14 protein-coding genes are annotated in these 23,593 nt (G+C 65.9%); 9 read left to right on the top strand and 5 right to left on the bottom strand.

Annotated elements, in window-relative coordinates:
* Positions 1-42: 42 nt before the first annotated feature.
* A complete protein-coding gene (locus ASE83_RS12045; protein WP_055790116.1) occupies positions 43-2,073 on the bottom strand; it encodes an EAL domain-containing protein in 2,031 nt (676 codons plus the stop codon).
* 147 nt (positions 2,074-2,220) lie between these two features.
* On the opposite strand from ASE83_RS12045, the gene ASE83_RS12040 reads away from it, so the two are divergent.
* The gene (locus ASE83_RS12040) at positions 2,221-3,741 is read left to right on the top strand and encodes a fumarate hydratase (protein WP_055790306.1); all 1,521 of its coding nucleotides are present in this window, start codon (positions 2,221-2,223) and stop codon (positions 3,739-3,741) included.
* A gap of 502 nt (positions 3,742-4,243) precedes the next feature.
* Here the strand turns inward: ASE83_RS12040 and ASE83_RS12035 are convergent.
* The 3 genes from ASE83_RS12035 to otsB are packed head-to-tail and all read right to left on the bottom strand — an operon-like array spanning position 4,244 to position 8,228.
* Positions 4,244-5,626 (bottom strand): alpha,alpha-trehalose-phosphate synthase (UDP-forming), encoded by a 1,383-nt coding sequence (locus ASE83_RS12035; protein ID WP_055790111.1) that lies wholly within the window; start codon positions 5,624-5,626, stop codon positions 4,244-4,246.
* On the bottom strand, positions 5,623-7,419 hold the full coding sequence (locus tag ASE83_RS12030; RefSeq protein ID WP_055790109.1) for a glycoside hydrolase family 15 protein: 1,797 nt from the start codon (positions 7,417-7,419) through the stop codon (positions 5,623-5,625). Before ASE83_RS12030 ends, ASE83_RS12035 begins: the two co-directional genes overlap by 4 nt.
* Entirely contained in the window at positions 7,416-8,228 is an 813-nt protein-coding gene (gene otsB / locus ASE83_RS12025) for a trehalose-phosphatase (protein ID WP_327196418.1), read from the bottom strand. Before otsB ends, ASE83_RS12030 begins: the two co-directional genes overlap by 4 nt.
* Before the next feature lie 62 nt (positions 8,229-8,290).
* Here otsB and ASE83_RS12020 point away from each other — a divergent pair, with 62 nt between their 5' ends.
* The 5 genes from ASE83_RS12020 to ASE83_RS12000 all read left to right on the top strand — a co-directional run bounded on the left by ASE83_RS12020 (position 8,291) and on the right by ASE83_RS12000 (position 16,823).
* Positions 8,291-8,593 carry a GIY-YIG nuclease family protein gene (locus tag ASE83_RS12020; protein ID WP_055790105.1) on the top strand — a complete coding sequence of 101 codons (303 nt, stop codon included), beginning with the start codon at positions 8,291-8,293 and terminating at the stop codon, positions 8,591-8,593.
* Between the two features lie 91 nt (positions 8,594-8,684).
* On the top strand, positions 8,685-9,560 hold the full coding sequence (gene folD / locus ASE83_RS12015; protein ID WP_055790101.1) for a bifunctional methylenetetrahydrofolate dehydrogenase/methenyltetrahydrofolate cyclohydrolase FolD: 876 nt from the start codon (positions 8,685-8,687) through the stop codon (positions 9,558-9,560).
* Positions 9,557-10,177, top strand: coding sequence for a MarC family protein (locus ASE83_RS12010; RefSeq protein WP_055790098.1), 621 nt, complete (start codon positions 9,557-9,559; stop codon positions 10,175-10,177). Before folD ends, ASE83_RS12010 begins: the two co-directional genes overlap by 4 nt.
* A gap of 191 nt (positions 10,178-10,368) precedes the next feature.
* Complete coding sequence (locus tag ASE83_RS12005; RefSeq protein WP_082443310.1) at positions 10,369-13,353, top strand: TonB-dependent receptor domain-containing protein; 2,985 nt, start codon at positions 10,369-10,371, stop codon at positions 13,351-13,353.
* Positions 13,354-13,892: 539 nt separating this feature from the next.
* Entirely contained in the window at positions 13,893-16,823 is a 2,931-nt protein-coding gene (locus ASE83_RS12000) for a TonB-dependent receptor domain-containing protein (protein WP_055790094.1), read from the top strand.
* Positions 16,824-16,883: 60 nt separating this feature from the next.
* On the opposite strand, the gene clpB is transcribed toward ASE83_RS12000, so the two are convergent.
* Positions 16,884-19,460, bottom strand: a complete 2,577-nt coding sequence (gene clpB / locus ASE83_RS11995; protein ID WP_055790091.1) for an ATP-dependent chaperone ClpB — start codon at positions 19,458-19,460, stop codon at positions 16,884-16,886.
* Between the two features lie 98 nt (positions 19,461-19,558).
* Here clpB and ASE83_RS11990 point away from each other — a divergent pair, with 98 nt between their 5' ends.
* The 3 genes from ASE83_RS11990 to ASE83_RS11980 all read left to right on the top strand — a co-directional run bounded on the left by ASE83_RS11990 (position 19,559) and on the right by ASE83_RS11980 (position 23,569).
* A complete protein-coding gene (locus ASE83_RS11990) occupies positions 19,559-20,749 on the top strand; it encodes an MBL fold metallo-hydrolase (RefSeq protein WP_055790088.1) in 1,191 nt (396 codons plus the stop codon).
* Between the two features lie 67 nt (positions 20,750-20,816).
* Positions 20,817-21,977 carry an acyl-CoA dehydrogenase family protein gene (locus ASE83_RS11985; RefSeq protein WP_055790085.1) on the top strand — a complete coding sequence of 387 codons (1,161 nt, stop codon included), beginning with the start codon at positions 20,817-20,819 and terminating at the stop codon, positions 21,975-21,977.
* Positions 21,974-23,569 carry a carboxyl transferase domain-containing protein gene (locus ASE83_RS11980; RefSeq protein WP_055790082.1) on the top strand — a complete coding sequence of 532 codons (1,596 nt, stop codon included), beginning with the start codon at positions 21,974-21,976 and terminating at the stop codon, positions 23,567-23,569. Before ASE83_RS11985 ends, ASE83_RS11980 begins: the two co-directional genes overlap by 4 nt.
* The last annotated feature ends 24 nt before the right edge of the window (positions 23,570-23,593 follow it).

Below are 23,593 nucleotides of genomic sequence, written 5' to 3'. Positions count from 1 at the left end.
GCTACCGGGGGCGGCGCGCCCGATCAAGCGGGGCCGGCGGCTTTACTCACCCGCGCCGCGTGCCGTGCTACGGCGGATGGTGACGCGGCGTTCGACGACGATCGGCAGGTCGAAATGCAGTCCGGCGCGGCCATCCTCGGCCCAGCGCAGCGTCGCCGCCGTCCACTGGCCGCCGCCGATGTCGATGCGCAGCGTCGTGCCGATCGCGCTTTCGTCGAAATCGACCAGGTCGATCAAGGCGCCATTGGCGGAAAGGTCACGGATGCGCGCCGATCGCCGCGCACCGTTCACCTCGATCGTGGTCGAGCGCAGCATCCGGGTGCGGGGCAAGCGGGGCGCCTTGGGACCGCGCGGGGTCAGCGCGCCGCCCTCCGCCAGCAACCGCGCCGCGGCCTCCGCCGTGTCGACCGGCTCGCCATAGACGAAGCCCTGCACGTTGCCGCAGCCAAGGTCGCGCAGCGCGGACAGTTCGTCGTGATATTCCACGCCCTTGGCAGTGGTGTCGATGCCCAGCGTCTCGGCCATCGTCGTGATCGCGCGGACGACGGCGGCGTTGCGCCCCTCCGGATCGCCGATCCCGCGCACGAACGAGCGGTCGATCTTGATCCGGTCGAACGCCACGCGGCGCAGGCACGACATCGATCCCTGGCCCGCGCCGAAGTCGTTGAGCGCGATGCGTACGCCGATGCCGTGCAGCGCGCTGAAGGTACCGATCGCGGCGGGTATGTCGCGCAGCACGCTGTCTTCGTCGAGGTCCAGTTCCAGCCGTTCGGGCGGCAGGCCCGACCGCGCGACGGCATTGGCGATGATCGCGGGCAGGGCCGGATTGGTGAACTGCGCGCCCGACAGATTGACCGCCAGCCGCGTGTCGCCGGGCCAGGCGGCGGCATCGTGACAGGCGGTCCGCAGGACCCATTCGCCGATCGATTCGATCAGCTTGCATTCCTCCGCGATGCCCAGGAACTCGGCGGGCAGCAGGGTGCCGCGCGTCGGATGGTCCCAGCGCAGCAGCGCCTCGAACCCGGCGATGCGGCTGTCGTCCAATGCCACGACGGGCTGATACACGATCCGCATCTGGTCGTGCGACAGCGCGCGGCGCAGGTCGTCCTCCATCTGCCGCCGCGACCGTGCGCCGTCGAGCATCGCGTCGTTGAAGAACCGCGCGACGCCGCGCCCGGCATCCTTGGCGGCATACAGCGCCAGATCGGCGTTGGTGACGAGCGCGTCGGAGGTGGCGCCATGATCGGGCGACACGGCGATACCGACCGAACAGCCGATCGACACGGCCGCGCCGTTCAGGAAATAGGGCTGCGACAAGGCGGTGATGATCGCCTGCGCCAGCGTGACCATTTCGGCGCGACTGCCGATGCGCGGCAGGATGACCTTGAATTCGTCGCCGCCCAGCCGCCCGACCAGTCCGGCATCGCCGACGGTGCGCAGCAGCCGCTGCGCCACCTGCTTCAACAGCGCGTCGCCGACGGGATGGCCCATCGTGTCGTTGACCGCCTTGAACCGGTCGAGGTCGAGCAGGAACAGCGCGGTCCCGTCATAGCCCGGCTGCGCCAGCGTCTGGTCCAGCGACATCCGCATCCGTTGCCGGTTGGCAAGGCCGGTCAGGCTGTCGAACAGCGCAAGGCGGGTGATCGTCGCGTCCGACTGCTGGACCGCTGCCATGTCAGTGCCGGTGCCGACGAACCCTTCGAACCGGCCATAAGGGTCGGTGAACGGGCTGCCCGATACGGTCCAGTTGTGGTCGGACTGGCCAGAGGCCGCCGGGACGACGGCATAGTTGGCGAAGGCGGTGCGCGCCGACAGGTGGAAGGCGATGGTGCGTTCGGCGTCGTCGGGCGTCGCTTCGCCGCCGGCGATGCGCAGCACGTCGATCAGCGGCGCGCCCATCGGATCGATGCCGGCCACGGCGAACACCGCGACGATCTTGTCGCTCAGATAGGCGATGCGCCCGTTGCGATCGGTCTGCCAGAACCAGTTGGGGCTGTGATTCTCGGCCTCGCGGATCAGGCGGTCGGCCGGCGCGCGTGCGCTATCGTCGGTCCCCTGGACCAACGACCGCAATGCCGCCTTTAACCCCCCGCTCGCCACCATGCTTCCCCTGCGTGATCCAGGCGGCAGGATAGCGTCACACAAGTGAACGAATTCTTTGCGTGGGCGTACCGTGACCCTGTAGGACGGGAAAGATTTTCGACAGACATGGACTACGCGATGACCGTCACCATCACCGAAACCGACCTGATCGACAGCGTCGCCGACGCGCTGCAGTTCATCAGCTATTACCACCCGATGGACTATATCCGCGCACTGGGCGAAGCCTATGCCGCCGAGACATCGCCCGCCGCCAAGGACGCGATCGCGCAAATCCTGACCAACAGCCGGATGTGTGCGGAGGGGCATCGCCCGATCTGCCAGGATACCGGCATCGTGACTGTGTTCGTAAAATGGGGGCAGGATTGCCGGCTCGACAGCGACCGGTCGTTGCAGGAGGTCGTCGACGAAGGCGTCCGCCGCGCCTACCTCCACCCGGAAAACAAGCTGCGCGCGTCGATCCTCGCCGACCCGGCGTTCACGCGTCGCAATACGAAGGACAATACACCGTCGGTGCTGCACGTCGAAATGGTGCCGGGGACCAAGGTGCATGTCGATGTCGCGGCCAAGGGGGGTGGCAGCGAAAACAAGTCCAAGTTCAAGATGATGAACCCCAGCGATTCGATCGTCGACTGGGTGCTGGAGATGTTGCCGCAGATGGGCGCCGGCTGGTGCCCGCCGGGCATGATCGGCATCGGCATCGGCGGCACCGCCGAAAAGGCGATGCTGCTCGCCAAGGAATCGCTGATGGCGCCGATCGACATGGGCCAGTTGAAGCAGCGGGGGGCGCAGACCGATATCGAGGCGCTGCGTATCGAACTGATGGACAAGGTCAATGCGCTGGGCATCGGGGCGCAGGGGCTGGGCGGCCTGTCGACCGTGCTGGACGTCAAGATTCTCGACTGGCCAACCCACGCCGCGTCGAAGCCCGTCGCGATGATCCCGAACTGCGCCGCGACCCGTCACGCGCATTTCACGCTGGACGGCAGCGGCCCGGCCTATCTCGAACAGCCGAACCTCGCCGACTGGCCCGACGTCAACTGGACGCCGGACAAGGCGGCGATCCGCGTCGACCTCGATCACTTGACCCCCGAAGTCGTCGCGACGTGGAAGCATGGCGACCGGCTGTTGCTCAACGGCAAGATGCTGACCGGCCGTGATGCCGCGCACAAGCGGATCGCCGACATGCTGGCCAGGGGCGAGGAAATGCCGGTCGATTTCCGCGGCCGCGTGATATATTATGTCGGGCCGGTCGATCCGGTGGGCGAGGAAGTGGTCGGCCCGGCCGGCCCCACCACCGCCACCCGCATGGACAAGTTCACCCGCATGATGCTCGACCAGGGGCTGCTGGCGATGGTCGGCAAGGCCGAGCGCGGCGCGGATGCGACCAGGGCGATCGCGGAGGCCAAGTCGGCCTATCTCATGGCGGTCGGCGGCGCGGCCTATCTGGTTGCGCGCGCGATCAAGGGGTCAAAGGTCGTCGGCTTCGCGGACCTCGGCATGGAAGCGATCTACGAGTTCGAGGTGCAGGACTTCCCGGTCACCGTCGCGGTGGATAGCGAGGGGCAGAACGTCCACCACCTTGCCCCGCTGGTGTGGCGCGAGAAGATCGCCAGAGAGCGGTTGCTGGAGGGGGCGTGATCGCCACGACGTAACGCGCGCGCCAACCGTCGTCATTCCTGCGCAGGCGGGAATCCCTATACGCTGACGTTTCGGCTCGATCCGCGAGCGTCGCGTCTATGGATTCCCGCCTGCGCGGGAACGACGATGGGGTGAGGCCACGCCATTTCCTCCCCAATACCGTCATCCCGGCGAAGGCCGGGATCCACCGTGCCGCATGACCGACGGCTTCGGCACTTGCGGAACCTGGGATCCCGGCCTTCGCCGGGATGACGGGAAGAGGCGGCTCCGCTGCGAGGACCGTCGTGCGCCACCTGGACGTCACACCGGCGCAGGCTGGCGTCTCCCGGTTATCGGGCAGGGCAGGAGCCGCTATCGACCCCAGCCTGCGCTGAAGTGACGTTGGTGGACAAGGGGGCAACATCTCCCCCACCGTCACCCCGGACTCGATCCGGGGTCCCGCTCCTTCTTCCGGCGGCGGTAGGAAGCGGGACCCCGGGTCAAGCCCGAGATGACGGTCAAGTCAGGCCGCGTTCGTCTCCGCCGTCAGCGCATCGATGAACCGCTTGCGCCACCAGATCACATCCTCGTCGACGACATTCTCGATAATTGCCTGCCACCGGTCGATCCGCTCGGCGCGCGGCATCCGGAGCGCCTTGTCGATGCCGTCGGCGATGTCCTCGGCGCTGTACGGGTTCACCATCAGCGCCCCCACCGACAGCTGCTGCGCCGCCCCGGCAAAGCGCGACAGGATCAGCACGCCGGGATCGCGCGGGTCCTGTGCCGCGACATATTCCTTCGCCACCAGGTTCATGCCGTCGCGAAGCGGCGTCACCAGCCCGATCCGCGCCGCGCGGTAGATGCCGGCGAGCACCTCGCGCGGATAGCCCTTGTTCACATAGCGGATCGGCACCCAGTCGGTATCGGCATAGGCGCCGTTGATCTGCCCCGACATCTGTTCCAGCGTGTTGCGGATGTCGCGGTACGTCTGCACGGCGGTGCGCGACGGCGGTGCGATTTGCAGCAGATAGACCAAGGCCCGCCGGTCGGGATGGTTCTGCAGAAAACGTTCATAGCCCGAAAAGCGTTCGGGTAGTCCCTTCGAGTAATCCAGCCGGTCGACGCCCACGATCAGGCTGCGCCCGACCGCGCTTTCGAGTTGGTTGAGCTGCGCGGCGCGCGCCACCGGCCCGGCGGCGCCGGCGATGAAGTCCTTCGCCTCGATCCCGATCGGGCAGCTGATAGCGCAGATCGTGCGCCCGCCGACGGTGACGCTGTTGCCGTCGATCGTCCCGCCCATCTCCTCGCGGACATAGTTGAAGAAGCTGTCGAGCCACTCCTCGTTCTGGAACCCCACCACGTCATAGGCGAACAGCGCCTCCACCATGCGGCGATGGTCGGGCAGCGCGGTCAGCAGCCGGCGCGGCGGCCACGGGATATGCAGGAAGAACCCGATGCGGTTGGTCACGCCCTGCTGGCGCAGCACCCAGCCGAGCGGGATCATGTGGTAGTCATGGACCCACACCAGATCATCCGGTTCGATATGCGGGCCGATCCGTTCGCCGAACACGCGGTTGACGCGTTCGTACCCGCCCTGGAAATCGCGCTCGAACTCGGTCAGGTCCAGCCGATAGTGGAACAGCGGCCACAGCGTCCGGTTGGCATAGCCGTCATAATATTCCTCGACGTCCTGCTCGCTCAGATCCATCACGGCGCTGGTGACGCCGCCATAGGTCTGGAACCGCAGTTCGCGATTGTCGCTGGTATCCCCGGACCAGCCGAACCAGATGCCGTCCTCCTCCGCCAGCGCGGCGTTCAGCGCGACGGCCAGCCCGCCCTGCGCGCCGCCGCCGGTGCCCGGCTGCGGGGCCTGCACCCGGTTCGAGATGACGATCAAGCGACTCATCGCACGACATTCCATGACTTGCTCAGCAGGACGGCGGAATTGATCATGCCGACCAGCGAGTAGGTTTGCGGGTAATTCCCCCAGAGTTCCCCGGTTTCGGGGTCGATATCCTCGGACAACAGCCCGGCCGGCGTGCAGCGCGACAGCATCTCCTCCAGCAGTTCGCGTGCATCCTCGTCGCGGCCGGTCGCGTGCAGCGCCTCGATCAGCCAGAAGGTGCAGACGTTGAACGCGGTATGCGGCAGGCCGAAATCATCCTCGATCGCATAGCGCAGCATATGACTGCCGCGCCGCAGGCCCTTTTCCACCGCCTCCAGCGTGCCGTGGAAGCGCGGATCGTCGGGTTCGAGGAAGCGGAGATCGAGCAGCTGGATGATGCTCGCGTCGAGGTCGTCGCCGCCGAAGGTCGCCGACATGCGGTTCGTCTCCGGCCGCCACGCCTCGCGCTCGATCTTGGTCCGCATCGCGGTCGCCCGGTCGCGCCAGAAGGTTTCCCGTTCGGTCAGCCCCAGCGTACCCGCGACATTGGCGAGGCGGTCGCACGCCGCCCAGCACATGGCGGCGCTGTACGTGTGGACATGGCTCTTGGTACGTAGTTCCCACAGGCCGGCGTCGGGCTTGTCATACGCCGCCCACGCCCGCTCGCCGATCGGCTCCAGCGCCTCGAAATCGGCCTGCTTGCCGACCCGGAACAGCCGCTGGTCGAAAAACCCCTGCGCGTTCGACAGGATGATCTGGCCATAGGCGTCGTGCTGGACCTGCTCATAGGCCTGGTTGCCGACGCGCACCGGTCCCATGCCGCGATAGCCGTCCAGCCCATCGGCCTCACGCTCGACCAAAGTCGCTTCGCCGCCGACGCCATAGAGCGGCTGGATCTGCCCGTCGGCGGCATTGTCGACGATGTTGCGCAGATATTCGAGATACCCCTCCAGCACGTCGAGCGCGCCGAGGCGGTTCAATGCCTGCACCGTATAATAGGCGTCGCGGATCCAGCAGTAGCGATAGTCCCAGTTGCGGCCCGAGTTCGCATGTTCGGGGATCGAGGTGGTCAGCGCGGCGACGATCGCGCCGGTTTCCTCATGCTGGCACAGCTTCAGCGTGATCGCGCTGCGGATCACCGCCTGCTGCCATTCGACCGGGGTGGCGAGGCCGCGCACCCAGTGGCGCCATTCGTCGATGGTGTTCTTCAGCATCCGCTCGACCGAGGCGGGCAGTTCGTCGGAAAAGCTCTCGTCCGGCCCCAGGAAGAAATGCAGCGTGCGCTCGACCCGGAACAGCCGCTCGTCCTCGATCCAGCCGACCGGCGCGCTGGTCGACAGGCGGATCGCCTCCTGATCCAGCAGATAGCGGATATGGTTCGATCCGCGCGTCCGCTCGGCGGGCGCGCTGCCCCAGTCGACCGACGGACGCAGCCGGACGCGGATGCGGGGTGACCCGGCCAGCGGGCGCACAATCCGGCAAAAGGCGACCGGGCGGTACATCCGGTCGTGCCGCTTGAAGCGGGGACAGAAGTCGACCACCTCGATCGCGTTGCCCGCCGCATCGGTATGGCGGGTGACCAGCACCGGCGTGTTGCGGATATAGGTCTGCTCGGTCTCGACACAGCCGTCGAGGTCGATTTCCCAGAAACCGAATGCGCCGTCCGATCCGCGCCGCCGGTCGTCGAGCAGCGAGGAAAAGGCCGGATCGCCATCGACGCGCGGCAGACAGCCCCAGACGAAGCGCCCATTGCGGTCGACCAGCGCCGACACCTGGCAGTTCCCGATCGGCCAGAGGTCCATCGTCGCGGTCATGCGTTTGTCTCCAGCCAGTCGAGGAATGCGGCGACGTCGTCCAGCCGATACGCCGCGGCGGTATCGCGCATCGGTCCGATCAATATGCCCGCGCCGCCATGATGCGCGGCGACCATCATGCCCGGTTCGTCGGTCAGGTCGTCGCCGACGAAGACCGGCGCGTGGCCGGCAAAGGGCGCGCCTTCGCACAGGGTCGCGATCGCGGTGCCCTTGTCATGGCCGGCCATGCGCAGTTCGATCATCATCTTGCCGCCTTGCGCGGTCAGCCCGTCGCGCTGCGCGAAAGCGTCGACCAGCGCGTGTGCCTCCTGTTCGACCTCCGGCGCACCGCGATAATGAATCGCGACGCCCAGGGTCTTACTCTCGATCACGACCCGGGGATCGTCGGCGAAGCGTTCGGTAAAGGCACGCTCGGCCGCGGCAAGGCTGGCCGGACGGTCGGGCAGGAGGGTCTCGCCCCCGGCGGGGCGGATTTCCGCGCCATGGCTGCCCACGACCGCGAAGTTGCGGATCGTGTCGCCCAGAAAGCCGTCGATCTGCGCGATCGACCGCCCGCTGACGATCGCGACCCGTCCGTCCAGCCGTTCGGGCAGGCGACGCAGCAGTGCATGGAGCGCGGCGTCGACCGCCACGGCATCGGGCTTGTCGGCCAGTTCGACCAGCGTGCCGTCGAAATCGAGGAACAGGCCGGCATCATCGAGCAGGCCGGCGGGCGGGGGAGGGAGGTCCTGGTACGGCATCGCGGCGATGAACGCGGCGTGACGCGAAATCGTTTCGCAGGTGCGGCGTATTTTGACGTACAGGCGCATCGCTTGCGCCTCTCCGTCACCCCGGGCTTGACCCGGGGTCCCGCTTCTTCTTCTCTCCGACAATGACGAAAGAGGAGAAAGGCGGCTGGGTGTACATCATGGCCGACCGCTATCGCGGTGCGACCTATGTCGGCGTGACGGCGGACCTTCCGACCCGCATCCACCAGCACCGAACCGGTGGCGGCTCGATTCACTGCGCCAAGTACAGTCTCGACCGGCTGGTGTGGGCAGAACGCGGCGAAGACATCCTATCCTGCATCGCGCAGGAGAAGCGCATGAAACGCTGGCACCGCGAGTGGAAAATCGAGCTGATCGAACGTGGCAATCCGGACTGGCGCGACCTTTCCACAACCATCGTCGGCTGAAGAAGCGGGACCCCGGGTCAAGCCCGGGGTGACGCGCGAATGTGGCAACCGGGGGTGGCGAACCCTCGACGCACCCTTTATGCACGCGGGCATGACAGCCCGGATCATCGACGGAAAAGCCTTCGCCGCCCAATTGCGCGCGTGTGTCGCCACCCATGCCGCCGCGTTCGCGGCCAAGGCTGGCCGTCCCGCCGGCCTCGCCGTCGTGCTGGTGGGCGAGGATGCGGCGTCCGCCGTCTATGTCCGGTCGAAGGGCAAGGCGACGCGCGAGGCGGGGATGGCCAGCTTCGAACACCGCCTGTCCGCCGATGTGTCGCAGGAAGAGCTGATCGCGCTGGTCGAACGGCTGAACGCCGACCCGGCGGTCGACGGCATCCTCGTGCAATTGCCGCTGCCCCGGCATCTCGACACCGACGCCGTGCTGTTGACGATCGATCCGGACAAGGATGTCGACGGCTTCCACCCGGTCAATGCCGGACGGCTGGCGACCGGGTTGCCGGGGATGGTGCCGTGCACCCCCTATGGCTGCCTGTTGCTGCTGCGCGACGTGCTGGGCGACCTGTCGGGGATGGACGCGGTCGTCGTCGGTCGATCGAACATCGTGGGCAAGCCGATGGCGGCGCTGCTGACCGCCGAGAGCTGCACCGTCACCATCGCCCATTCGCGTACCCGCGACCTTGCCGACCATGTCCGCCGCGCCGACATCGTCGTGGCGGCGGTGGGCCGGGCGAACTTCGTGCCGGGCGAGTGGATCAAGCCCGGCGCGACCGTCATCGACGTCGGCATCAACCGCACCGATGGGGGCCTGGTCGGCGATGTCGACTTCGCCTCCGCTTCGCAGGTCGCCGGTGCCATCACCCCGGTGCCCGGCGGCGTCGGGCCGATGACCATCGCCTGCCTGCTGCGCAACACGCTGGTCGCGGCACATCGCCGGGAAGGCATCGCTTTCGACGACAAGACGCTGTGATCGAGCTGTTCGTCTCGTCGCTCATCACCTTCTTCGTGGTGATCGATCCGCCGGGCTGCGCCCCGATCTATGCCGGTCTCACCACCGGTGCGTCGGATGTGCAGCGCCGCGCGATGGCGATCCGCGCGGTCGGCATCGCCACCGCCATCCTCGTCGTGTTCGCGCTGTTCGGACAGGCGCTGTTGAAGGCGCTGGGCATCAGCCTCGACAGCTTCCGCATCGCCGGCGGCATCATGCTGTTCCTGATCGCGCTGGAGATGGTGTTCGAAAAACGCACCCAGCGCCGCGAGGACCGCGCCCAGAAGATCATCGAGACGCCCGAGGTAGAGGACGTCTCGACCTTCCCGATGGCGATGCCGATGATCGCGGGACCGGGGTCGATCGCCTCGGTCATGCTGCTGATGAGCCAGGTCGGCGACTGGAGCGCGCGGGCGGTGGTACTCGGCGCGCTGGCCACGATCCTCGCGCTGACGCTGGCGGCATTGCTGGCGGCCGGACCGCTGATGAAGCTGCTCGGTGCGCGGATCGAAGCGGTCATTACTCGTTTGCTGGGCGTGCTGCTGGCGGCGCTCGCGGCGCAATTCGTCATCGACGGGGTGCGGGCGAGCTTTCTGTAATACAATATATCGATACTGTATCGAAGTGTTGCTTTCTCGTTACACTCGATACGAAAACGCGGCTATGCGTGTCGGGCGTATTTACATGCGGTGATTATTGGATCGATACCTTGGAGGCAAACCGGACTTTCCTTGGAAGGGACGGGGATAGCCAAATGCCTGATAAGGCGTAAAAAAGGGGCTTCGACCACATGATTTCCACGATGTTGCGCACCTCGCTGCGCCGCGGTACCGCGATGACCGCCCTTGCGGTTGCGGGCGCCGGCCTGTTCGCCGCTCCTGCCTTCGCCCAGGAAGTGCCGCCTGCCGGCGCGACCGTTCCCGTGCCAGCCACGCCCGCCGATGACACGGCGCAGGACATCGTCGTTACCGGCTCGATCCTGCGTGGCGCCGACAGCGGCATCTCGCCGGTCACCACGCTGACCGCTGAAAACCTCGACGCGCGCGGCATCAACACGGTGCAGGATGCGATCCAGCTGCTGTCGTCGAACAACGGCCCGGCGCTGACCAACTCGTTCACCGCCAACGGCGCGTTCGCCGGCGGTGCGTCGGCCGTGTCGCTGCGCGGCCTGTCGACCAGCTCGACGCTGGTGCTGTTCGACGGCCTGCGCGCCGCCTATTATCCGCTGGCAGATGACGGTTCGCGCAACTTCGTCGACCTCAACACCATTCCCGACGACATCGTCGATCGCGTCGAAGTGCTGCGCGACGGTGCATCGTCGGCCTATGGCGCCGACGCGATCGCGGGCGTGGTCAACATCATCACGAAGCGCAGCGTCAAGGGCGTTTCGGGCCGCGTCGAAGCCGGCATCTCGGAAACCGGCGTTGCCGCGAACCAGCGTCTGACGCTGACCGCCGGCACCGGCGATCTCGACCAGCAGGGCTATAACGCGTATATCAGCGGCTTCTACTTCCGCAGCGAAGGCGTGAAGAACCGCGACCTGCCGGGTGTGTTCGGCACCGACGACCAGCGCAGCATCGGTGGCCCGAACGGCATCTTCAACGGTCAGAATGCCGAAGGCAACCTGACCGGCTTCAACGTCGGATCGACCTTTTACGTCCGTCCGGGCACGTCGGGCCGTTATCAGATCCTGAACCCGACCGGTGGCTGCTTCGCCGGTCCGTCGATCACGCCGAGCGCCGCCAGCCTCGCCGCCAGCGCGACGCTGCCGACCAGCAACATCTGCCAGGAAGATTTCACCAACAATTACGGCAACGTGACGCCGGATATCGAACGCTTCGGCGGTTCGGCCCGCTTCACCGCCAAGGTCGGTGACTCGTCGGAAGCCTTCCTGTCGGTCAACTTCCAGCAGACCACGTCGAGCTACACCGGCAGCACCGGCACGATCCGCGGCAATGCGCCGACCGGCATCCTGTTCCCGCAGTTCTCGACCTCGTCGGGCGCCGCCACCTTTGCGCCGGGTTCGGCGATCCTGACGCTGCCGGTCTATGTCTGCGCCGCGCGCGTGAACTGCACCGCCGCAAACGGTCGTCTGAACCCGAACAACCCGTTCGCGGCCGCCGGTCAGACCGCGCAGATCCTCGGTCGCAATCAGGAATTGGTGTACAATGAAACGCGCAGCCGCGTGTATCGTGCGGCGTTCGGCCTGTCGGGCACGATCTTCGACGACATCGACTACAACTTCAACGCGACCGCGATGCACACCGATCTGCAGCGCAAGCAGGACGGATATGTCTATATCCAGAACCTGCTGAACGTGATCGCCGACGGTACGTACAACTTCGTCAACCCGGGCCAGAACAGCCAGGCGGTGAAGGATTACGTCACGCCGGTGAACATCACCGATGCATCGTCGGATCTGTATCAGGCGCAGGTGACCTTCACCAAGTCGCTGTTCGAACTGCCCGGTGGTCCGCTGCAGCTCGGCGTCGGCGGCTCGGTGTTCTACGAAGCGGTGAACGCGCCCAGCGCCAACCCGGACACCAACGGCCCGTCGCAGCGTTACTTCACGATCAACGCGTTCGGCACCGAAGGTAATCGTACCGTCACCTCGGCATTCGGTGAAATTCAGGCGCCGGTGTTCGACATGCTCGACGTCAACCTGTCGGGTCGCTACGACAATTATTCGAGTGGTCAGAGCAACTTCTCGCCGAAGGCCGGTGCCCGGTTCAAGCCGTTCCGCCAGCTGACCATTCGTGGCACCTGGTCGCGCGGTTTCCGTATCCCGAGCTTCGCGGAAGCCAACGCGCTGCCGACGACCGGCTATGTCAGCCAGTCGATCACGAACGTGCCGGCCAGCTTCCGTGCGCAATATGGCGCGGCCTGCGCCAACAACGCGACGGCGGCGACCGCTTGCCCGACCTATCTGACTGCCTATTCGATCGGGTCGACCACGCTCGCCTCGCCGAACCTGCAGCCGGAAAAGTCGCGCAGCTTCACCGCGGGTATCCAGTTCACGCCGATCCCGAACTTCACGTTCACGGTCGATTACTTCAACATCAAGAAGACCGGCGCGATCACCTCGCCGTCGAACGCTGCTGCGATCGCCGCTTACTATGCGGGTCAGGCGATCCCGGCCGGGTTCAACGTCATTCCGGACGCTCCGGACGTCAACCTGCCCAACGGTCGTCCGCGCATCGGCTTCGTCGAATCGCAGCTCATCAACTCGGACACGATCTTCTCGGAAGGTCTGGACTTCGGTCTGACCGGTCGCGTCGATTTCGGGTCGTTCCAGTGGCGCACCGCCGCCAACGCCAGCCTGTTGCTGGAACTGAGCACGACCTTCCCGGACGGTTCGAAGGAAACCTATGTCGACACGCTCGGCAACTTCAACCTGACGGCGGGCAGCGGCACGTTCAAGTGGCGCGGCAACTGGTCGAACACCTTCTCGTTCGACAAGGTCGACCTGACCGGTACCGTGAACTACGTCTCGGGCTATGACCTGTCGGCGAAGGATCAGGGTGGCGACTATCGCGACTGCTCGCTCAACCCGGGCTATGTCGATTGCCGCGTGAAGAGCTACATCACGGCCGACCTGAACGTCAGCTTCAACGTCAATGACAAGTTCACCTTCTACGTGAACGCGCTGAACGTGTTCGATCGCCTGCCTCCGATCGATCCGGTCACCTATGGTGCGCATCTCTACAACCCGGTGCAGGGTGGCAACGGCATCTTCGGCCGCAGCTTCCGCGCCGGTGCGAAGTTCGGCTTCTAGTCGCTTCGAACCTGCCAGAGAGGGCCGCTTCCCATTCGGGGAGCGGCCCTTTTTTTGTGCGGAAAGAACGGTATCTGCGGCGGCGCTGGGAAAGCCCGCGTCAAGGATCGTGTGCAGAGGGGCGGGCCGGATCGGCATTCAACCCAAGGCATCACCTGAGATTCCTACTGCGTTGGCCATTCAGCAACCTTCATGCGAGGTGGCAATGTTGCTGAATTGTTTCCAGTTTATTTTCGGATCTTTCCGAACTATTGTCTGATGGAAACAATTTTCATCGTCAACTGCCGGTGGCGATCAAAGATAATATGAAAATAGCGAACCCGAAAATGGCGATGCATCTTTAAAATATATCCCAAGATCAGGAGTTTACCCTAATTCGGCTTCAGGGAAATTTGCCGTTCTCACCCTGTCACTAAAATACAACGTGATGCTAATTTTAATCCATTGCGGTGAATGGCAATTGCTTCCGAAGATTTGCCGCCAGTAGGTTCCCCACGTTGCATCGCGGTTACGACGCGTTGAAGAAAACAGGGGTGAATATGAAGAAGTCCGTCCGCACTGCCTTGCTGGCATCGACGTTGTTGATCGGGTTCGCGAACCCCGCGCTGGCACAGGTCGCGCCGGGAACCGCAGGCACCGATCCGTCGGGCGAAGGCGACAACGGGCAGGAAATTCTGGTCACCGGTTCGCGCATCGCACGCCCGGAAGTCGAATCCCCGGTCCCGCTCACCACGATCACCAGCGCACAGCTGTTGCAGGATGCCTCGGCCAACGTTTCCGACATTCTGAACGAACTGCCGCAGGTCGCGATCGGGTCGACCCGTACCAACACCAACTTCCTGACGTCGGGTACGGGCGTGTCGACCGTCAACCTGCGCGGCCTGGGGGCGAACCGCACGCTGGTGCTGGTCAATGGACGCCGGTTCGTCGGCGGGTTCGGCGGCGACACGGCGGTCGACATCAACAACATTCCGGTCGACCTGCTCGAACGCGTCGACAACATCACCGGCGGTTCGTCGGCGGTCTATGGCTCGGACGCGGTCGCGGGCGTCGTCAACTTCATCATGCGGGACAGCTTCGAAGGGCTGCAGGTTCGCGCACAGGGGGGTATTACCGAACGCGGCGACAACGGCCGCTACATGGTCAGCGTGACCGGCGGTACCAAATGGGGTGCGGACGATCGCGGCAACGCGATGTTCAACTTCACCTATGACCGCGACGAAGGATTGCTGTCGGCCGACCGCGCGATTTCGGCGCAGGATTGCGCCAATCTCGTTTGCGGGCCCAACGCCTACAGCTCGTTCGCACCGCAGGGCCAGTTCCAGCTGCTCAGCGCGGCAGGTGGCGCGCGTGCCGTCCTGCCGGGTAACGTGTCGAACTTCTCCTACCGTCCGGACGGTTCGCTGGCGCTGCTGCCGGGCTATCAGACCGGTATCTACGGCTTCAACCGCAACGGCGTGCGTCGGATCGCTGTGCCGCTGGAACGCTATCTCGCGAACGGTATCTTCAACTACGAGATCAACGACCGGATTCAGGCCTATGCGGAAGTAACCTACGCCCGCACCAGCTCGAACGCATCGCTCGAAGCATTTGCGTTGCAGACCGCCGATCTGGGCGCCGGCATCCCGATCACCAACGCGTTCATTCCGACGTCGGTCGCCGCCGCCATCGCTGCCGCCAATTCGGATGGCATCACCACCAACGACGTGTCGTCGATCGGCTTCCGCCGTCGCCAGAACGAGGTGTTCGACCGCAGCAACCGGGCAGAGCGTAACACGTGGCGCGCCGTGGCCGGCATCCGGGGCGACCTGGGCGCGAAGTTCAATTATGACATCAGCTATGTCTATGGCCACCTGAACGACTTCAACGCCAGCCAGGACATCGACACGGCCCGCTATCGCCAGTCGCTCGATTCGATCCGGGTCGGCACCGGCAATGTGGTCGGCACCGACATCGTCTGCCGCGACGTCGCGGCGCGCGCGGCCGGCTGTATCCCGATCAACCTGTTCGGACTGGGCACCGCCGATCCCCGTGCATCGGCCTATGTTCAGGCGGTCGTGCCGAAGTCGGAAGACATCACCAACGAACAGCATGTCGTGACTGCGGTCCTGACCAATTCGTCGCTGTTCGATCTGGGCGCCGGCGGCGTCGGCATTTCGGCCGGTGTCGAATATCGCTATGAATCGGTCTTCGACGATCTCGACATCCTGACCAACACCGGCGGCAATTCGGGCAACCAGATTCCCGATCTTTCCGGGTCGCAGGACGTCAAGGAAGCGTTCGGCGAAATCAACGTGCCCTTGCTGTCGGATCGCGGCTTCTTCGAATATCTCGGCGTCAACGGCGCGGTGCGGTATTCGGACTATTCGACCGTCGGCAGCGTGTTCAGCTGGAACGCGGGCGCGGAGTGGGAGCCGGTCCGGGGCCTGCGGTTCCGTGGCCGCTACGCCGTCGCCAACCGCGCGCCGAACAATAGCGAACTGTTCAGCGCCCCGTCGGAAACCTTCGCAGCGGTCACCGATCCGTGCGACGGCATTACCCGCACCTCGACCGGCGCGGCCGACTCCGCCTGCCGGACGGTTCCGGGCATCGCGGCGTTCTTCGCCGCCAACCCCGGTGGCACGTTCCGCTACGCGCAAGCCGACATCCAGAACGTCAACGGCTTCGTCGGCGGCAATTCGGCGCTGAACGAGGAGAAGGCCAAGACGATCACCGCCGGTTTCGTCTTTACCCCGACCTTCCTGCCCGGGTTCCAGTTCACCGCCGATTATTTCGACATCCGGATCGACGGCGCGATCGACACGCTCGACCGCAGCGACACGGTTGAAAAGTGCCTGCTGACCGGCGACTCCGTGTTCTGCAACAACGTCATCCGCATCGCCGGGACCGGCTATCTCCAGACGGTCAATGCGCAGCTCATCAACATCGCCGCCTACAAGGTTCGCGGCATCGACATGACCATGCGCTATGGTCGCACGCTCGGTCTGGCGACCGACGATCGTCTGACGCTGACCGCCAACTACACCTATCTGCTCGACAACAAGCGGCAGGACGACCCTGCCACGCCGGAGGAAGAGGATGCCGGCGGTTTCGGTCGTGGATCGACCCTGCGCAGCGCCTATTCGACGCACAACCTGAACGCGCGTGCGACCTACACGGTCAACGGCACCGGCCTGAGCTGGCAGACGAACTTCCTGAGCGGTGGCGATTTCATCCGCAACGGGTTCATCAGCAACGATCCGGCGGTGCTGGCGCTGAACAAGGTCGACGATTACTGGCTGCACAACATCCAGATCAGCCAGGATGTCGGCAAGGCGTTCACCTTCTACTTCAACGTCGACAATCTGTTCGACACGAAGCCGCAATACCTGCCGGGGGTCCCCTACGGCACGCCGACCGGCCTCGAAACGTCGGCCGACTTCGACCTGTTCGGTCGTCGCTTCACCGCCGGCGCGCGCTTCCGCTTCTGATCGGATAGCGTAAGTCAGGAGAAAGGCGCCTTCCCCGTGGGGGAGGGCGCCTTTTTCGTTTTACCCGACGCGCAGTTCCAGCCGCCCGTCGCCCTCATCGACCCGCACGGTCGCCCCGTCGCGGACTTCCCCGCGGAGGATCAGGTCGGCGAGCGGGTCCTGCAGATAGCGCTGCACCGCGCGCTTGAGCGGTCGCGCGCCGTACACCGGGTCGTAGCCGACGCGGCCCAGCCATCCCCGCGCGGCGTCGGTCAGTTCGACCTTCACCTTGCGATCCGCCAGCAGCTTGCCGACACGCCCGACCTGGATGTCGACGATCGGCGCCATGTGGTCGGCGGCAAGGCGGTGGAACAGGATGATCTCGTCCAGCCGGTTGAGGAATTCCGGCCGGAAATGGGCGCGCACCACGTCCATCACCTGCGGTTCGACATCCTCGACCGGCTGTCCATCGGCCAGACCGGTCAGATACTGGCTGCCAAGGTTCGAGGTGAGGATGATGATCGTGTTCGAGAAATCGACCGTGCGCCCCTGACCATCGGTCAGGCGACCGTCGTCCAGCACTTGCAACAGGATGTTGAACACGTCGCCATGCGCCTTCTCCACCTCGTCGAACAGCACGACCTGATAGGGCCGCCGCCGCACCGCCTCGGTCAGCACGCCGCCTTCCTCATAACCGACATAGCCCGGCGGGGCACCGATCAGCCGGGCGACCGCGTGCTTTTCCATGAACTCGCTCATGTCGATCCGCACCATCGCGTTCGGATCGTCGAACAGGAACTCGGCAAGGCTCTTGGTCAGCTCGGTCTTGCCGACGCCCGTCGGCCCGAGAAACAGGAACGACCCCAGCGGCCGGTTCGGGTCCTGCAGGCCGGCACGTGAGCGGCGGACGGCGGTGGCGACGGCGCGCACCGCCTCCGCCTGCCCGATCACACGCCTGCCCAGCGCCTCCTCCATCTGGAGCAGCTTCTCGCGCTCGCCCTCCAGCATCCGGTCGACCGGAATCCCGGTCCAGCGGCTGACGACCCCGGCGATGTCGTCGGCGGTCACCTCCTCGCGCAGCATCGCGCCCGCTGACGCGCCTTCCGCCTCGGCCAGCTGCTTTTCGAGCGTCGGGATGGTGCCATAGGTCAGTTCGGACATCTTCGCGAGGTCGCCCGACCGCTGCGCCTGTTCCAGCGCCATGCGCGCGGCGTCGAGCTGTTCCTTCAGCTTCGCCTCCGACGCGATCTTGTCGCGCTCGGCCTGCCACCGCGTCGTCAGTTCGGCCAATACCTGCTCGGCATTGGCCAGTTCCTCCTCCAGCGTGTCGAGCCGGTCGGCGCTGGCGGTGTCGCTCTCCCGGCGCAACGCCTCACGCTCGATCTTCATACGCAGGATACGGCGGTCGAGGCTTTCGATCTCCTCGGGCTTGCTCTCAACCTCCATGCGGATGCGGCTGGCTGCTTCGTCCATCAGGTCGATCGCCTTGTCGGGCAGGAAGCGGTCGGTGATGTAGCGGTTCGACAGCGTCGCCGCCGACACCAGTGCGCCATCGGTGATCCGCACGCCGTGGTGCAGTTCGTACTTCTCCTTCAGGCCGCGCAGGATGCTGATCGTATCCTCGACGGTCGGTTCGCCTACGAACACCGGCTGGAACCGCCGCTGGAGCGCGGGGTCCTTTTCGACATGCTTGCGATATTCGTCCAGCGTGGTCGCGCCGATGCAGTGGAGTTCGCCCCGCGCCAGCGCCGGCTTCAGCAGGTTGCCCGCGTCCATCGCCCCTTCGGATTTTCCCGCGCCGATCAGCGTGTGCATCTCGTCGATGAACAGGATGATCTGGCCTTCCGCGCCCTTCACCTCGTCGAGCACGCCCTTCAGCCGCTCCTCGAACTCGCCGCGATATTTCGCGCCAGCGATCAGCGAGCCCATGTCGAGCGACATCAGCGCGCGGTCCTTCAGCCCCTCGGGCACGTCGCCATTGGCGATGCGTAGCGCCAACCCTTCCGCGATCGCGGTCTTGCCGACACCGGGTTCGCCGATCAGCACCGGGTTGTTCTTGGTACGGCGCGCCAGGATCTGGATCGTGCGGCGGATCTCCTCGTCGCGGCCGATCACGGGATCGAGCTTGCCGTCGCGCGCCGCCGCCGTCAGGTCGCGGGCGAATTTCTTGAGCGCGTCGTAGCGATCCTCGGCCCCCGCCGTGTCGGCGCTGCGGCCGCCGCGCAACTTGTCGATCGCGGCGTTCAGCCCCTGCGGTGTGACGCCGGCCGTCGTCAGCGCCTTGCCCGCCGCCCCCGGCGACAGCGTCAGCGCCAGCAGCAGCCGCTCGACGGTGACGAAGCTGTCGCCCGCCTTGGTCGCGATCTGCTCGGCCTGATCGAGCAGGCGCACGGTATCATTGTCGAGACCCGGCGAGCTTTGCGCCCCCGATCCCGACACCGCCGGCACCCTGGCCAGCGCGGCGTCGGTTTCGGCGTTCGCCCGGCGCGCATCGCCGCCGGCCGCATTGATGAGGCCCGACGCCATGCCCTGATCGTCGTCGAGCAGCGCCTTCAAAATATGCTCGGGGCTGATCCGCTGATGGCTGTTGCGGATCGCCACCGTCTGCGCGGCCTGCAAAAAGCCTTTCGCGCGGTCGGTGAATTTCTCTAGGTTCATGGGATGCTCCCCTGTGATGTTGTCGGCGATATGGTGTGGTAAATGAGCAACACAAGAGTGGCCGCGCATCGAAACTTGCCGGACCGCGTTCGGGTGTGATGGGGCGCATCATCAAGGGGCTGGTCTGGACCGGCGTGTGGATCGTCGCGGTCCTTTGTCTCGTCGTCACCATCGTGCCCCGCTTCCTCGACAGCCTCTATTATCAGGGCGTGGCGGGCGACCATTTCGATGGTGCGCGCTTCTTCAATCCCGATGGCGACGATACATCCCGCCCGGCCGGTGGGCGCGCCCATTATCTCTGGCAGCAGGTCACCGGCACCGATGGTCGTCCGGACTGGCCGACCCAGGTCCCGGTGACCTCGGCGAAGCCTGCCGACCTGCTCCCCGCCGCCACCCCGCCCGCGCGCGATCCGAGAGCCACGCCGATGCGCGTCACCTGGGTCGGCCACGCGTCGGTGCTGGTGCAGGCGCCCGGCCTCAATATCCTGACCGATCCCGTCTGGAACGACCGCGCCGGCCCGTTCGGCTTCGGGCCGAAGCGGGTGGCGCAGCCCGGCATCGCGCTGGACAAGCTGCCGAAGATCGACCTGATCCTCATCAGCCACAATCATTACGACCATCTCGACCTGTCGACGCTGAAACGCATCTGGGACCGCGACCGCCCCGCGATCGTCACGTCGCTCGGCAACGACGCCATCCTGGGCGGCGCCGGCATGGCAGCGACCGCGCTCGACTGGCGACAGGCGGAGCGGGTCGGCGGGGCAACCGTCCATGTCGTGCGCAACCACCATTGGTCCAGCCGCTGGTTCGTCGATCGCAACCGTGCGCTGTGGTCGGCGTTCGTCGTCGAACTGCCCGGCGGCAACCTGTTCTTCGCGGGCGATACCGGCATGGGCGACGGGGCGTGGGTGCGCGAGGCGGCGGCGCTCGGCCCGATCCGCTTGGCGCTGATCCCCATCGGTGCCTTCCGGTTCCAGCCGGGCCAGATGACCAGCGGCGCGCATATCGGCCCGGTCGATGCGCTGGACGTGTTTCAGCGGCTGGGCGCATCGCGCGGCATGGCGATCCACTGGGGCACGTTCCGCCTGTCGTATGAGGGCTGGGCCACGCCGCCGAAGTTGCTGACCGCGGCGAAGCGCTGCGCGGGGCAGGGCGACCGCCGCTTCGGCGCGGTCCTGATCGGCCGCCCGGTTGACATCGCGCCGATGACGACACCCCCGCCGCCGGCCTTCGACCGCGACGCGATCCTGCGCTGCCTCGACTCGGGGGAGGGCAACGCCTTGCGCTGACCGGCATCCCGGGCCTAATGGTAACGACAGATACGATCCGGCACAGACCGGACAATTGGAGAGAGACATGCTCGATTTCGCGCTCGGCGAGATGGCCGATGCCATTCGCGAGACCACGCAGCGCTTCGCCGCCGACCGGATCGCGCCGATCGCGGCGGCGGTCGATGCCGACGATCGCTTCCCCATCGAGCTGTGGCCCGAAATGGGCGCGCTCGGCCTGCACGGTATCACCGTAAAGGAGGAAGATGGCGGCCTCGGTCTCGGTTATCTCGAACATGTCGTCGCGTGCGAGGAAGTGGCCCGCGCCTCCGCCTCGGTCGGCCTTTCCTACGGCGCGCATTCGAACCTGTGCGTCAACCAGATCGCGCGCTGGGGCAATGCCGAGCAGAAGGCCAAGTATCTGCCCAAACTCATCAGCGGCGAGCATGTCGGATCACTGGCGATGTCGGAAGCCGGGGCGGGGTCCGACGTCGTGTCGATGAAGCTGCGCGCCGACAAGGTGGACGGCGGCTATCGCCTGAACGGCACGAAATTCTGGATCACCAACGCCCCCTATGCCGCGACCCTGGTCGTCTATGCCAAGACCCAGCCGGATGCCGGATCGAAGGGCATCACCGCCTTCCTGATCGAACAGGATTTCGATGGCTTCTCGATCGGTCAGAAGATCGATAAGATGGGAATGCGCGGATCGCCGACCGCCGAGCTGGTCTTTAACGACTGTTTCGTACCGGACGAAAACGTGATGGGGCCGCTGAACGGCGGCGTCGGCGTGCTGATGTCGGGCCTCGATTACGAGCGCGTCGTGCTGTCGGGCATCCAGCTCGGCATCATGCAGGCGTGCCTCGACACCGTCCTGCCCTTCGTCGCCGAGCGCAAGCAGTTCGGCAAACCGATCGGCGCGTTCCAGTTGATGCAGGGCAAGATCGCCGACATGTCGGTCGCGCTCAATTCCGCCCGCGCCTATGTCTATGCGGTGGCGAAGGCGTGCGACGCCGGCCGCACCACCCGCCACGACGCGGCGGGCGCGATCCTGCTGGCGTCCGAAAACGCGGTGAAGGTCGCCAATGACGCGATCCAGGCGCTGGGCGGCGCAGGGTACACGAAGGACTGGCCGGTCGAACGCTATTATCGCGATGCGAAGCTGCTCGACATCGGTGCCGGGACCAACGAAGTTCGCCGGATGCTGATCGGTCGCGAATTGCTGGGTGAGGGGACGCGCGCGCAATGACGGTGCTGCCGACGCTGATCGATCGAAGCTCGGCCGGTTTCGCCGCCAACGCCGCGCACAATGCCGCTTTGGCCAACGAGCTGCGCGCACGGATCGCCACGACATCGCTCGGCGGGCCGGAGCGCAGCCGCGAACGCCATGTCGCACGCGGCAAGCTGCTGCCCCGCGACCGCATCCACCGCGTCCTCGACGCCGGATCGCCGTTCCTCGAGGTCGGCGCGCTGGCGGCGAATGGCATGTATGGCGACGAGGCCCCGGCGGCGGGCGTCATCGCCGGCATGGGCCAAGTCCATGGCCGGCAGGTGATGATCGTCGCCAACGACCCGACGGTAAAGGGCGGCGCGTATTTCCCGATGACGGTGAAAAAGCATCTCCGCGCGCAGGAGATCGCGACCGAGAATCATCTGCCGTGCATCTATCTGGTCGACAGCGGCGGCGCGAACCTGCCGCATCAGGCGGAGGTGTTTCCCGACCGCGACCATTTCGGCCGCATCTTCTTCAATCAGGCGCAGATGTCGGCGAAGGGCATTCCCCAGATCGCCTGCGTGCTGGGCAGTTGCACCGCCGGCGGCGCGTACGTGCCCGCCATGTCCGACGAAACGGTGATCGTCCGCAACCAGGGCACGATCTTCCTCGCCGGCCCGCCGCTGGTGAAGGCCGCGACCGGAGAGGTCATCACCGCCGAGGAACTGGGCGGGGCCGACACCCATGGCCGCAAGTCGGGCGTGGTCGATCATGTCGCCGACGACGACCAACAGGCGCTGCTGATCGTCCGCGACATCGTCGCGACCCTGCCGCCGCCGCGCCGTGCGGAGATGGCGCTGACCGACCCGCGTCCACCGCTGTACGATCCCGCTGACCTTGCCGGGATCGTGCCCACCGACGTCCGCGCACCCTATGACGTGCGTGAGGTCATCGCGCGGCTGGTCGACGGGTCCGAACTGCACGAGTTCAAGCCGCTCTACGGCACGACCCTCGTGTGCGGCTTCGCCCGCATCTGGGGGATGCCGGTCGCGATCCTTGCGAACAACGGCGTGCTGTTCTCCGAAAGCGCGCAGAAGGGCGCGCATTTCATCGAACTCGCTTGCCAGCGCCGCACGCCGCTGCTGTTCCTTCAGAATATCTCGGGCTTCATGGTCGGCGGCAAGTATGAAGCCGAGGGGATCGCCAAGCATGGCGCGAAGCTGGTCACTGCCGTCGCCACGGCGCAGGTGCCCAAGATCACCGTGCTGATCGGCGGCAGCTTCGGCGCGGGCAATTACGGCATGTGCGGTCGTGCCTATTCCCCGCGCTTCCTGTTCACTTGGCCCAACAGCCGCATTTCGGTGATGGGCGGCGAACAGGCGGCGAGCGTGCTGGCGACCGTCCACCGCGATGCGGACCACTGGACGCCGGAAGAGGCCGAGGCGTTCAAGACCCCGGTCCGCGACCGCTACGAAGCGGAGGGCAGCCCGTACTATGCCACCGCCCGCCTGTGGGACGACGGCGTGATCCTGCCCGAACAGACCCGCAACGTGCTGGGCCTCGCGCTGTCGGCGACGCTGAACGCCCCGATCGCGGATCGCGCGCAGTTCGGCATTTTCCGGATGTGATGGCAACCATTCGCCTTTCCTTCA

This window comes from Sphingomonas sp. Leaf32, from assembly GCF_001421765.1.
Taxonomy (GTDB): Bacteria; Pseudomonadota; Alphaproteobacteria; order Sphingomonadales; family Sphingomonadaceae; genus Sphingomonas.
Note: the sequence above shows the minus strand (reverse complement) of the source record. Positions and strands in the feature narration are given on the sequence as shown.